The organism is Streptococcus sp. HMSC061D10 (genome assembly GCF_001808865.1).
Taxonomy (GTDB): domain Bacteria; phylum Bacillota; class Bacilli; order Lactobacillales; family Streptococcaceae; genus Streptococcus.
In genome coordinates, this window is the sequence record NZ_KV794997.1 from 1 (window position 1) to 13,551 (window position 13,551).

The window sequence follows — 13,551 nt, forward strand, 5'->3', positions numbered from 1 at the left end:
TTTATACCTCGTTACTCGGTCTGTTTCTCTGTATCGTCCTTCCTGACGTCTAAAAAACATATTATCCCCTCCTTATGTTCGGATTTTGGAAAAATAGGATTTTACCCTACCTTTTATTGTACCACTTTTTACAAAGTAATAAAAGTAAAATGATTTGATAATTTATAGTAATTCACTTAAATAAATATTAAAAAAGCATCGAAAATCGATGCTTTGCTATTAAGTTCCTATATGAATTTCTGGAAATTTATTTGAGATTAAATCCCAAAGTTCTTCAAGCTCTTCTTGAACTGTTTTTGTTGATTTCAAAACCATATCCTGTTTTTTCTTGCCATTCTTACGGATATAGCAGAACTGGTAGACTTTATTTGTGATTAGGGAACGGTTAATTCTGGTTTCGACTAAATAAAGTTGCTCAACATCTCTTAGGTCTAAAGCTTGCGTTCCTTTATAGTAAGTGATGAGGTGGTTTTTATAAAGAATTACTTTTAGATTTTCATCATAAAATTCTGCTAAACCAGCCATATTTTCAACATTTCCTTGCAATTCAGGATAGGCTTGATAAAGCTCTTCAAAAGCTGCGATAGATTTTTTACGAAGAAGAAAGGCACTCACTAATGTGACTAGGCCAATTCCTCCAAAAATTGCAGCACTTATGATATGCCACAAGCCATCTTTTGAGTGTTCAGTCAAACTTAGATAGACACTTGAGTTCATGTTCAATGCAACAGTTGAATCAGGTTCAAGTATAGAGTCAAGAAAGCCAGACAAATCTACAATTCTATTATTTCGAGATTTGTTGTTAACATTTTTACTTAGAGGTTGTAACTGTGTACCTACTAGAGTAGCTGGATTATCTATAAGTGTTTCAGTTGCAGCTTGATCCATAAGTTTTTGAATCTCTTTATCATTTTCTTTAGCCTCTACAACTGCAAATTTACCATCACCATCATTGCTATATTGCACAAGATATAAAACACTTCCACCTTCAACTTCTCCAACCACTTCTGGATAGATATCATAGACAGTCATAGTAACTTCTTTACCTGACCGTGTGTCGTCTGAAAATGGATCCATTGGATGTTGATGATGATTCCACATGAAGACAGTTCCTGCAGAAAAAGCAAAGAAAACTAATGAGAGGATAAGCCCTGAAATAAATCCTTTATTTCTTTTCTCTTTAAACATCATAATCTCCTTTAGTTTGATGATTAAATTATAGCAAAAATTCCTATAAATTTCAATAATAATCTTTAACACAAATGCTATTAAACAAAGGAAGAAAGCGCTTATCAAAAATAATATATGATATTTCAAAAAAGAGCTTGAGATAATCTCAAACTCTCCTATTATTTCAAATTTTATTTTCTAGCTATCTTTTCATCTTCTTCTAGTTGCTTAACCAATTGATCAACGCTATCAAATTTTACCATATCACGGATACGGTCCAACCAGGAAACAATGACAGTTTCCCCATAGATATCGTCAGAAAAATCAAAGATATGAACTTCAAAACGCTCTTCCTCGCCATCAAAGGTTTCATTTTTACCTAGACTCGCCATACCACGATAGACTTTTCTTTGAATTTCAACGTCAACGGCATAAACACCATCAGCTGGCATATATGTCCGATCCAAATTGACTAAATTAGCTGTCGGGAAGCCAATAGTTCGACCTCGAGCATTTCCGTGAACCACTACACCTCTCGTTGGTAAAGGAAATCCCAAAAGTTTGCCTGCTTCTTTTACATCACCTTCTAGAATGGCTTGGCGGATACGCGTTGAACTAATTTTCCCCTTTTCATCCTCAACTGGTGGAACAATAACCACTTCACCTTGGAAGAGTTCTTTTAAATCCTCAGCTGTTTTTCTATCTGAACCAAGAGTATAGTCAAAACCAACTACAATCGTATCTGCCTTTGCTTCCTTGACATAGGTATCAATGAATTCTTGGGCAGTCATATTTGCTACTCGACTAGTGAAATCCATCAAATACAAACTCTCAACCCCAGCTCTCTTCAATCTACGTTCACGTTCACTAGCATACAAAATATGCAATAAGTGTTCAGGTGAGTATTGATTCAGAGTTAGTTTTGGTGATTCGTTAAAAGTTACTAGAGCTACTCCCTGGCGCTTTTCAGCAGCAATGTTAGAAGCTATTTCAAATAATTTTTGATGTCCAAGATGAACTCCATCAAAATAACCTAGTACAAGGACGTTTGGTCCTGGTGTTGCAATGTCTTTTTCTGTTTTAATAGGTACTGTAATAATCATAGTATTTATTATACCAAAAAAATGGCGCTTTCAAAACAATTTAGACTGAATTCAGGACATAAAACTTAGTGCAAACTTTCTCTGACTTCTTTTCGCAACATTTCTAGACTTTCGATCCCGTACTTATCCATGACTTTTGGTAGTTTTTCGATAATATCAGGACAAGCATAGGGATTTGTAAAGTTGGCTGTTCCGACACCGATTGCTGAGGCACCTGCAAGATACATTTCTAAGGCCGCTTCAGCTGAATCCACTCCTCCCATACCAATGATTGGAAGCTTAGTTGTTTGAGCTACTTGACGGATTAGTTTTAGGGCTACAGGAAATACAGCAGGTCCAGACATGCCACCTGTCCCATTTGCGATAATCGGCTTTCTGGTTTTAAGGTCAAAACGCATCCCAACAAGGGTATTGATCATTGTGAGACCACTAGCTCCAGCATCTTCTACTGCTTTTGCAATCGTCACGATATCCGTCACACTAGGGGTTAATTTGACGTAAACGGGCACATCTGATGCTTCTACGGCAGCCTTCACCACATCATAGGCCAACTCAGGGTCCTGTCCAATTAAAAGTCCATGATTTCCATGATCGACGTTAGGACAAGAGATATTGAGCTCAATAGCTTTCACGTTAGTTGCCTTGGAAATACCATGAGAAACGGCTGCGTACTCTTGTTTTGAAAATCCTGCGACATTGGCGATGATAGGGAGATTTGGATATTCTCTTTGAAGCCAAGGTAACTTTTCAGACAGAACGACATCTAAACCAGGATTTTGTAGACCAATAGCATTAAGCATACCTGCAGGGGTTTCTGCTACTCGAGGAGTAGGATTACCAAAACGCGGCTCAAGTGTAGTTGCCTTAATCATGATAGAGCCTAAAATGTCTAAATCATAGTATTTGGCATATTCTTGACCAAAGCCAAAACAACCTGATGCAGGAATGATAGGATTCTTTAACTCTAAACCTGGTAGAGAGACTTGTAATCGATTTGTAGTCATGACACTCTCCTTATAAAACAACAGTTCCTGTTTTAAATACAGGCCCATCTTCACACACACGTTGACTAACTGTTTCACTATCTGGTACTTTCAATACGCAAGCGTAGCAAGCCCCCATGCCACAAGCCATACGGGATTCTAGGGATAGGTAAGCTCTTGGATGGTCGTAAAATGTTTGATTAATGTATTTCATCATACCAAGCGCACCGCATGAGTAGATGGCATCAAATTCACTCTCCAATTCTTTAATCACAACCGAAACATTTCCTTTAATACCATAAGATCCATCATCAGTCGTTACAAAGACCTGACCATACTGAGCTAATTCCTTTTCTAGAATAACAGCTTCTTTACTAGCAAATCCTAGAACAGAAGTTACTTTTACACCACGTTTATGCAGTTGCTTCGCTACTTCTAGTAATGGCGGAACACCGATTCCACCACCGACTAGGAGAACATGACTCTGCTTGTCTAGATCAGACAAATCAAATCCATTTCCTTGAGGTCCCATGACATCTAAGCTATCACCTGTTTTTAAGGTTGAAAAAATTGCCGTACCAGAACCTTCGATACGATATATAAGATGGCATTGTTTATTAGCCTTATCTATAGACGAGATTGAAATCGGACGCCGCAAGAGATGAGCATCATCAGGAACTCGTAAATGAAGAAATTGTCCTGCTTTCATAGCTTCAACCATTTCTCCTTGAAATACGAGTTCAAAGATTGCTGGTGCTATTTCCTTTTGGGACACTACTTTCATGGTTTCCAAGCGAATAGCACCCATGCGTTTTTTACAATTTGGATTCATAACTTTTCCTCCTTAAATTTTAAGGGGTTCAGAAAAAGAAAAACCTTGCAATCGCAAGGTTTCAGTAAGATACTTACAGAAAAGAATCAAATAAACTGTGTTTATTCGAAGTTTGTGTAATCTATTTTCTATCTGACACCTTGTGAGCCTCTCTGGACTACCCTTAAAGGTTAAATTTTTACCAGTATACTGTAACAAATGCGAAAAGTCAAGTAAAAATAGGTAAGGTGTCAGACGTATTTTAGTTTACTTATTTTTGTGAAGAGAGAATCTTCTCCAATTTTTGATAATCTTTAACACTATCAATTTCATAGATAGAGTTTTCTTCCAATTCCTCTACGTAAACATCTAATTTTTTAATGTTGTCTTTGACCATGTTGTCCCAATATAGGTCAACAAATTCGCCACTTGCATAGGCCTGGTCTATAAATCCAACAATCTTCTCAGCTGTTGGAGCATCCCAGAACGATACTCCACTCAAGATACGTCCGTTTTTGCTATCGACGATGATATCTTGAACTTTGTAGTCATCTCCGTAAACTAGGAACCACTCATTGTCACAATCTTCACGATAAACACTAAAGTAAGTTGAACGTTCGATATCATTACGGAACATATTCTTGAAAAGATAGTTATCCGCATCGATAACGTAGCTATTAGCCAACTCTTCTTTTACCAAGTAAAGAGAGTAAAAGTTGTTGTAATCAGCATACTTATCATTGAAGACCAAACGAACACCGTATTTCTCTTTGAGGTAGTCGAACTGTTCTTTTAAATAACCTACAACGATGATAATATCATCAATACCACGTTCTTTTAAAAATTCAATTTGATATTCAACCAAAGGTTTTTGATTGACTTTAACCAAGGCTTTGGGAGTATTTTCTGTCATAGGTCTCAAACGAGTCCCCAATCCAGCTGCTAAGATGATCGCTTTCACGCGTTTTCTCCTTTATTCTTTAATGATAATATAAACACCAGCCATTACGATAAGGGAAGTAATGATGGTTAGTAAATTTAGGGGCGAGCCCAAGAAAATCGCTGCAAACAAAACAGTCCATACTACATAACTGACATTTAGACCAGTAGCTTTTGCTGGTTGCAATCGATTGATAGCAATGTAGTAGGCAAGATAAGAAATCATATTAAATGCTGCAAAGATAATCAAAAGCCCCAGCAATTGACCATTTGCCACTTCCGCAAATGAATGATGTGAGAAGAGAACAATGACAAGATAGGACAAGAAAGATGTGACTTGTCGTATCAAAAGAGCTTCTAGCTCACTGAGTTCACTCTCCATAGCAAAAGAGCTTAAAACACTTTCACTCCCCCAAGCAAGCGCACAAATCAAGGCACAGAGTATTCCTATATAGAAGGAATTCACTTGTTCAACCTTGTAAGTCTGAGCAATAATGCCTGCAATGATTAATAAGATTCCAAATACTGTATTCTTAGAAACCTTATGCTTTAAGAAAAAGAAAGCGAGAATGACAGATACTGCAGGATAAATAGCTGAAACCGACGATGCCAAAGAACTACCGATATACTTGACCGCATAGAGATTAGCCTGCATACCAATAGGTCCAGCAAGTAAGGCTCCAATGATGACACTGACATTTCGAATGTTCAAGAAGATTGAAAAACGTACCTTCCCTTCTTTAACGAGAAGATATCCTAGCAAGATAAAAATACTTAGAAAATCGTGTGCTGCTGCTACTACAAAAGGCGATAAATCCGTGAATATTGAAAAGATATAAGCACTAATAGTTAATCCTAATCCCCAGAACACACCTGATAGTAGCCCAAAAGAAACTCCATTTTTAGTTTTCATTTAAATCTCCTTCAGACTCTAATTCTTTTACTGCTCTATTGTAACGAGAGATTCCGTAATCTCCAAAATCTGCACCATTTTCTTCTTTGTAAATAGTCCAAAGACTCCAAATGATATCTTGCAAGATTTTGTAAATACGAATTTTCTCTCTTGAAACTGGAGTCTTGTCGCTCTCATAATGACTAAGGAAGTTTTCTTCCTCTTCTAAAGAAAACTCTGATTCTAGGAAAAGGGCGGCTAAATCCCACATGGGATCATTCATAGATGAATATTCCCAATCAATGAGATAAAGGTGACCATCTGGTCCTTCTATGAAATTTTCAGGAACCAAATCAATGTGACATGATTTCTTATCGATACCAATTTCTTCAAGTTGGTCTTTCAGAGAAAATACTAACTTTCTGACAGTTTCATAGTTCGGATAGGAAATCTCCCCTTGAATCAAAGATTCATATTTTTTGATTTCCTCAAAAGGAGCAAACTCTCCTTTTAATTCTTTACCAGAAGCGTGAATGGTTTGTAGAATTGGTGCAATCTTTTCAAATTTGGTTTTAATGATAGTTGAATCAAGTGTCTCAGCATTTTCAATGTATTGATTAACCTTAATTCCTGCTTCAATATCGAAAAGATAATTTTCTACATCTAATTTCAAATCTTTCAACAATTCAAGATTGAACTTCTCATTCTGGCGATCGATTAGTTTATCTGTACCTTTTCCGAAAAACTTAACAATATATTGGTTTGAGCTTGTTTTGACCAAGTAGTTTTGATTGGTCATACCACCTAATTGTTCAACGCTCAGAATATCTTCATCAGTTGATAGTAAAGAGGTAAGTTTTTCCTTAATGTTTTTTTCCACAATCATCCTCCATTATACTTCCCACTTAAAGACTGTCTTAAATGCGGTATTTAAGTCAGTTGCAAAAACTCGGTGAATATCTTTGATTTCTCTGACTGGTTCTTCTAAATAAATGATATTTTTCAAACGATTGGCAAATCTCTTAATCTCCATCATTTGGATAGCTTTTTCGAAGTCAACACGTCCTGAACGCGAAGAACCTACTAACAATAAACCTTTTTCGAGGGAATCTCGAGTATTGATATTTACCTTGTACTCACTAACACCCATCATCAAAATGGTTCCCTGTGGTTTGATGTAACGAATGAGATCATTAATTGCAGGTCCGCAGCCATCACCACCACAACATTCGAAACCATGGTCAAAACTAAGGTCTTCTGGAATACTATCCGTAATGTAAAGCTCCTTAGCAAAGGAGAAGAGTTCTAATTTCTCCCAATGACGACCAATAACAATAATCTCAGATTCAGGCAAGGTATAGTTGATAATATTTGCCATGACAAAAGCTAAACTTCCATCACCAATAACTGCAATACGCTGACGTCTGCTGTGAGAAACTGTCAAGAAACGATTCATGGCGTGCATACCCACACTGACAAACTCAGTAATGGCAGCTACTGTATCTTCGATGTCCTCGTAAGCTACCACACGATCCTTAGGTAGAGAAACGAATTCTCGCATAAAGCCATCATAACCACTAGATAAGAAATAAGTTCCTGTCATATAGTTTTCATAAAATTCCTCATCACTCTGCATAGGTGGTTGATTGGGAATCATGACAACCTTCTGGCCAACTTTGTAGGTACCTGTGGGATCAGAAATAACAGTCCCACAAGACTCGTGAATCATAGCCATTGGAAGCTTTTTAGATAATATTTTGGGATCACGTTTTCCTTGATAGTAACGTTGATCCGCATGACAAACCGCCATAAAGTTTGGTCGAATAAGGATATGATTCTCTTGATCAATCTCTTCTTCTTGATATTTGATATTGATAAACTTTGGTTTTGTCAGTTGATAAATTTGATTAATCATGTTTTTAGTCTTTCTCAATCATGCTTTTAGCAATCTTCAAGTCTGTAACTGTTGTGATTTTTAGATTTGAGTATTCACCTTTTGCCAAGGCAACATCTTTACCCTTAATGACAAAGATTTTACATGCATCAGTTAAAATTTCTTTTTCTTCTGCTGATAAAGAACCATACAAATCAATAAAGTCTTTACAACGGAAGGTTTGAGGAGTTTGCCCTTGATAGAGATGAGCACGATTTGGAATATCTGTGATAAACTGACCGTTTGTACTTTCAACGATGGTATCAACTGCTTCTACTACTGTATCCACTGCATCATGATTTTGTGCTAAAGCGATATTATCTTGAATCATTCGAAGTGTGATAAATGGACGAACTGAGTCATGTGTGACTACGATATCATCTTCCGTGATTGGACGATAAGCATCAATAGCTTCAATAATCTTTTCAATACTAGAATTACGATCAGCACCACCTTTTGTGATGATGATACGATCCTTATGAAGCGGAAGGAATTTTTCAACTAAATCTTCTGCGTGTGTAACCCAGTCTCCATGGACTCCAACTACAATCTTTTCAATACTTGGTTCCAAAACAAATTTTTCAATAGTGTGAATTAAGATTGGGCGGTCTCCCAACTCTAGAAATTGTTTTGGCAAATTACTGATCCCCATGCGCGTGCCAGTGCCACCCGCCAAAATTCCAGCGTAGATCATTTTTATACTCCTTTAGTTCATTCTAAAAAAACTTATTGTTAACTATTATATCACAATCTGGCTCTATCTTGAAAGAAATACAAAGACTTTATGCCTAGAAAACGCTCTTTTGTAAACCATAATCTGAACATTATTTCTTCCTAGTAAATTTTCTTTTAAAAAATACAAATGATTGGCTCATTTCTCCTACCAAGATCTAGTCAATCTTATTAATATAGAGTTCTTCAGAATAGTATAGAAAACTTAAAGAAACCTTAAACTAGATAAAAAGAGTTGAAATTGTTTCCAGAGATAACTCCAATCCAACAATTCTCAACTCCATTCAACAAGATTCGGTTTATTTTTCTTCTTGCTCACCGATTCCCTTAACAGCTTTCTTAAACTCAGCAAGCATTTTTCCTACTGATTCACCTAGCTCTGGTAAGCGTTTTGGTCCAAAAATCAACAATGCTCCAAGGACAATGACTATCAAGCCTGGTGCACCAATATCACGTAAGATTCCCATCTTTTTCTCCTTTCCTTTTTTTCTTAAAAATCCATTTACTAATAGCGATACTAACCTCATACAATAAGATTAAAGGAACAGTCATCGCTAAATCGCTAATAAAATCGGCAGGTGTCAATATAACAGCCAATATCAATAAAATGAAGTAGGCATGACGTCTATAAGCAACGAGTAGGCCAGGCCCAATCAAACCAATTGAGGTTAAAAAAGCAATGATAACTGGCAATTCAAAGATAAACGCTAGTGGTAGAGTTGTTTGAAAGACAAAAGCTAGATAATTTTGTGCTGTCAGCTGCGTTTCAAATAAGTTTTCACCTAGTCCCAGTAAAACCTGAAGTATAGCTGGTGTGACAAAATAAAAGCCAAAGGCTAATCCCAAGATAAAACAAAGGAAAGTTGCAGGGATATAAGCAAAAATCGCTCCTGCTTCTTCAGTTTTAAGTGCTGGTCGAACAAAACTCCAGACTTGATAGACCGTAAAAGGTAAGGTAAGGCTAAAGGCCATTAAACTTGCTAAACGGAGATAAATCCATAAAATATCATTCGGCCCTAAGACAATCAACTTCTGACTAAAGCCTTGTGTGATAAATTGATAAACCTGATCAGCAAATAATAGTGAAACGCAGAATACTAGAAAGAAGCAAACAACTACTGCTAGCAATCTCTTTCTAAATTCTACCAAATGTTCAATAATTGTCAATTCCTTTTGATCCATCATTTTTCACCCTGTCTAATGGTAACAAGAATCACCACGAAGATAAAGAGAGCCTGTCCTGCCAAACTTTCCCAGCTAGGATAAATTCCCAATATATCAATACTTGGTATTCCTGAGATCAGATGGTTTGGAATCATATTTGTCAACTGTAAGGCATGGATACTGACTCCCATCATCTTAAAGGCTAAGGCATAAATCATCCAAGTCAGGATAAAGAAAACCTTATGAGGTAGGAAAAATTGACTAGCCTTGTTCATCACAAAAGCAATCACGATTAAAACTAAGAGGGCCAGAGAAATTCCAAGGACAAAATCAAAACTAGAAAGCCTTGGCAGAATCCCCACATAGAATAAAATCGTCTCAGCACCTTCACGAAATACGGCTAGAAAACTGAGAGCAAACATAGAAAGAAAAGATCCTGTTTTCGTGACAGTTTGCATCTGCGATTCCATAAAAGCATTCCATTTTTTAACAGAAGATTTGCTATGAAGCCAAATACCGATGAGAATCATCATTGCTACCGCAAAAATCCCGACTGCACCTTCGATGATTTCACGGTTAGTTCCTGAGGTGACTGCCGGAAAAGCAATCTGTAGGATATAGGCAATTAAAAGACTGGCCACTATTCCCGCAAATGCACCACCATAGACCCACTTGAGGCCCTTTCTCATCTTAGCAGCTTTCAAAGTTGTCACAAGCGCCATGACAATCAAGAGGGCTTCTACACCTTCTCGGAGCAAGATGAGCATGGCGTCAAATGCATTATAGGAAGCGCTAGTATCAATTTGAGATAGCTCTGCAATCAAGCTAGAAAGCTTTTCTTGATATTCACTATCCTTTCCCTTAACCATGATGACAGGACTTTCACTTTCAACCTTGGTATAAAGCGAAGGATTGGTTGTACTTACAGAACCCTCGATGGTGGGCCAAATAGTAATAAACTCCTTCATGGTTGCAGCAGCATCACTATCTTGACCAGCTTGAAATTGGGTCAAAGCCTTCTTTAAAAGTTCTATCCCATCCTTCAGGGTCAGATTCGAAGATGTCGTCGCAACTTCTGTACCTTCAACAAAGTTAGAAATGGCTTTTTTCAAATCATCAAAGGATGCCTGAATAGTATCAAAGTTCGTTGGTTCAGTCTCAATGCTACTACGCAGGAAGGAAATTGCTATTTCCACTTGCCCATAATGAGCTGTACTATGGTCGCGAACCACTGCTTCATTGATGGTCCAGGTTGAATTCATTTTTTTATAGGCTTCTCTTACTGCTTCCAGATCTTGAGAAGCAATTGCCTTGTCTAAGGCTTCAAAACGAGGTTCTAATCGTGAAACAAGTTTCTCTTTTTCTGCATCTAGGTCGACTGGATTTTGCTCTTTCTCAAATGTCAAAAGGGCTAAAGAAATCTGAGTTAACTGGTCTTCAGTAATATCACCAGCTAAGGCTAACTTTTCTTGAACTTGACGTCCTGCTTCAGAGTTAGAATTCTCGACTTTCTCGAAATCTTTGGTCATTTCATCGATTAGTTTTCTTGCCTGATTTTGTTTTCCTTCTTTAACAGCTTTAGTCGCATCAGTTATTTTCACAAAGTAGGGACTCAAATTTTCCTTAGCACCTACCGGAAAAATCAACAGAAAGAAACAAGCAAATAGGAGGATAATACCTTTAAGATTCCAATAATTTCTGCCCAATGTAACCTCCCTTCTCCACTCCACCAAAGCAGGCAAAAAGACCACTGCCTATATGGGTAACGTACTCATTCATTTTATCCGTAGCCCCTAGATTGGTCTGCACCTTAACAAAGCTATCTGGATCCTTTTGGAAGGAGATAAAGAGTAAACCAGTGTCAAACTGACCAGTCTTTTCATCTATGCCATCAGAATAAGAATAAGAGCGACGCAGGAGAGGTTTATCTACTTCTTTTGCTAAGCGAACATGAGAATCGTCAGGAAGAAGACTCAAGTCTACCTCATCAAATTCGTTTTTCTTACCAAAAGGAGCTCCACTTTCCTTATAGCGCCCAAAGGTATTTTCTTGCTCCTCCAGATTGGTTCGGTCCCAAGTATCAAGGAACATCTGGATGCGACGAACTGCCATGTAGGAACCATTTTCCATCCAATCCTTACTGTCAGCCCAAACAACCTGATCAAATTCTTTCTCAGTGGTAACATTAGCAGTCCCGTCTTTAAAACCAAATAGATTCCGAGGTGTTTCCATACGATTACCGATAGCCGCAAAACCAGATTGACTCCAACGAAGAGTAACGGCATTTCTTCCTTTTCGGATAAGGTTGCGTATGGCATGAAAGGCAACTTGCTCATCATCAGCACAAGCTTGGATAACTATATCTCCTCCCGTGTACTTTTCTCGTAATTGTTCCTTTGGAAATGGAGGTAAATCTCTAAAGAGTGTTGGACGTTTATTCTCTAGTTTCATCTTTTCTAGGAAGCTAGCCGAAACTCCGAAGGTCAGGGTTAAACGATGAGGATTAAGCCCAACTGTTTCTCCAGTATCACTTGGAGGTAAGAGGCTATTGTTACCATCTTTTTTAACCAATTCTCCTTCTACAAGTTTGGCACTATAATCCGTCCAATCTTTAAATAGCTGGATGATTTTCTCTTTGTCGGTTGTATGCAAATCTAAAACCACAAAATAAATGTTTTTCTGCATAACAGTTGTAATGCCAGCTTGGTGTTTGCCATAGAAGGCTATCTTTTCATCCCCGTACGAGATTTTCTCCTGACCATCAAGCTTAGGTGTGAAAAAAGCAGAAGCACCGGAGAGACCAAGTGCGAGACCAGCCCCTCCGATACCTGCTTTTTTTAGAAATTCTCGACGGTCCATTTTTTGTTCAAAAAATTTTTCGCCTTTGTTTGTCATATTACTTATTCTCCACCAAGAAATTTACCCATTTGTGATAATGGTTCACCAAGTTTTGTTACTGCTTCAGACAATTCTTTGGTATCTTCTTTCGTTAAGTCTGTATAGAGCTTATAGTGTTCCTTGTCCGTCATGTGTTTGTCTAACAAACTATTGACTGATTTGAAATCTTCCTCTAACTCCTTAACCAAGGCTGCATCTGATTTTTCAAGCAAGGGTTTAAAGAGTTGGAAAATCTTTTCAGCACCTTGGATATTTGCTCGGAAATCATACAAATCTGTATGAGAATAAATCTCCTCTTCGCCAGTAATCTTACTTGTCGCTACTTCATTTAGAAGATCGACAGCCCCAGTTAGCATAATCTTGTAATCAACATCTACAGTCGCAATCTTAGCCTTCAATTCCTTGATGTCATTTACCAGTTGGTCACCATAAGACTCAGTTCCTTTGGTTGTGTTTTCCTCCCAAAGAATGCGCTCGATACGGTGGAAACCAGACCAACCTTCTTCGGTCTTGTTTTCATCTAAGTAGTCTGCTAATCGAAAATCAATCTTCACATCAGATTCTCCAAAGCTCTCTGCAATCGGCTCTGAACGTTCATAAGACATACGGATTAAAGGGTAGGCCTTTTTAGCTTCTTCTAGCTTACCATCCTTCAATAGTTGAACAAAACCTTCTGTATCCGTCAATAGTTTATCAATCTGTTCTTCTACAAATGTTTTGTAGTCACTAGTTGCCTGATCCAATAGTTTTTGGTTATCTTCTGAAAATTTTGCAACCTGAGATGAATCACTTGTAGTTGACGATTGTTCAAAACGAACTGCACAAGCAGATAACAACAATGCCGAAGATAAAAGGATAAAACCAAGTTTTTTCATATAACGCTCCTATTAAATCATGGGAATCCCATTTTTTAAATTTATTATATC

The 13,551-nt window shown here is 37.5% G+C and carries 14 protein-coding genes; all 14 read right to left on the reverse strand.

Annotation, left to right across the window (positions count from 1 at the left end; genetic code table 11):
• Positions 1-219: 219 nt before the first annotated feature.
• Entirely contained in the window at positions 220-1,188 is a 969-nt protein-coding gene (locus HMPREF2728_RS01440; RefSeq protein WP_075226855.1) for a hypothetical protein, read from the reverse strand.
• A gap of 173 nt (positions 1,189-1,361) precedes the next feature.
• A complete protein-coding gene (locus HMPREF2728_RS01445) occupies positions 1,362-2,273 on the reverse strand; it encodes a bifunctional riboflavin kinase/FAD synthetase (RefSeq protein ID WP_075226856.1) in 912 nt (303 codons plus the stop codon).
• Between the two features lie 65 nt (positions 2,274-2,338).
• The gene (locus HMPREF2728_RS01450; RefSeq protein WP_083280536.1) at positions 2,339-3,325 is read right to left on the reverse strand and encodes a dihydroorotate dehydrogenase; all 987 of its coding nucleotides are present in this window, start codon (positions 3,323-3,325) and stop codon (positions 2,339-2,341) included.
• Positions 3,288-4,088: a dihydroorotate dehydrogenase electron transfer subunit gene (locus HMPREF2728_RS01455; RefSeq protein ID WP_075226858.1), complete on the reverse strand. Its 801-nt coding sequence runs from the start codon at positions 4,086-4,088 to the stop codon at positions 3,288-3,290. Before HMPREF2728_RS01455 ends, HMPREF2728_RS01450 begins: the two co-directional genes overlap by 38 nt.
• Before the next feature lie 250 nt (positions 4,089-4,338).
• Complete coding sequence (locus HMPREF2728_RS01460) at positions 4,339-5,028, reverse strand: CTP--phosphocholine cytidylyltransferase (protein WP_045763476.1); 690 nt, start codon at positions 5,026-5,028, stop codon at positions 4,339-4,341.
• Positions 5,029-5,040: 12 nt separating this feature from the next.
• The gene (locus HMPREF2728_RS01465) at positions 5,041-5,919 is read right to left on the reverse strand and encodes a DMT family transporter (RefSeq protein WP_075226859.1); all 879 of its coding nucleotides are present in this window, start codon (positions 5,917-5,919) and stop codon (positions 5,041-5,043) included.
• Complete coding sequence (locus tag HMPREF2728_RS01470; protein ID WP_075226934.1) at positions 5,909-6,778, reverse strand: choline/ethanolamine kinase family protein; 870 nt, start codon at positions 6,776-6,778, stop codon at positions 5,909-5,911. The genes HMPREF2728_RS01465 and HMPREF2728_RS01470 overlap by 11 nt, the downstream gene beginning before the upstream one ends.
• A gap of 12 nt (positions 6,779-6,790) precedes the next feature.
• On the reverse strand, positions 6,791-7,813 hold the full coding sequence (locus HMPREF2728_RS01475; RefSeq protein ID WP_045763477.1) for a ribitol-5-phosphate dehydrogenase: 1,023 nt from the start codon (positions 7,811-7,813) through the stop codon (positions 6,791-6,793).
• A gap of 4 nt (positions 7,814-7,817) precedes the next feature.
• A complete protein-coding gene (locus HMPREF2728_RS01480) occupies positions 7,818-8,525 on the reverse strand; it encodes an IspD/TarI family cytidylyltransferase (RefSeq protein WP_006151754.1) in 708 nt (235 codons plus the stop codon).
• A 337-nt stretch (positions 8,526-8,862) separates the two neighbouring features.
• Positions 8,863-9,030, reverse strand: coding sequence for a twin-arginine translocase TatA/TatE family subunit (locus tag HMPREF2728_RS01485; RefSeq protein ID WP_000512114.1), 168 nt, complete (start codon positions 9,028-9,030; stop codon positions 8,863-8,865).
• Positions 9,014-9,745 (reverse strand): twin-arginine translocase subunit TatC, encoded by a 732-nt coding sequence (gene tatC, locus HMPREF2728_RS01490; protein ID WP_075226860.1) that lies wholly within the window; start codon positions 9,743-9,745, stop codon positions 9,014-9,016. The genes HMPREF2728_RS01485 and tatC overlap by 17 nt, the downstream gene beginning before the upstream one ends.
• The gene (locus HMPREF2728_RS01495) at positions 9,745-11,433 is read right to left on the reverse strand and encodes an FTR1 family iron permease (protein ID WP_075226861.1); all 1,689 of its coding nucleotides are present in this window, start codon (positions 11,431-11,433) and stop codon (positions 9,745-9,747) included. Before HMPREF2728_RS01495 ends, tatC begins: the two co-directional genes overlap by 1 nt.
• Complete coding sequence (efeB, locus tag HMPREF2728_RS01500) at positions 11,408-12,622, reverse strand: iron uptake transporter deferrochelatase/peroxidase subunit (RefSeq protein WP_075226862.1); 1,215 nt, start codon at positions 12,620-12,622, stop codon at positions 11,408-11,410. The genes HMPREF2728_RS01495 and efeB overlap by 26 nt, the downstream gene beginning before the upstream one ends.
• A gap of 5 nt (positions 12,623-12,627) precedes the next feature.
• Positions 12,628-13,500, reverse strand: a complete 873-nt coding sequence (efeO, locus tag HMPREF2728_RS01505) for an iron uptake system protein EfeO (protein WP_075226863.1) — start codon at positions 13,498-13,500, stop codon at positions 12,628-12,630.
• Positions 13,501-13,551 lie beyond the last annotated feature (51 nt).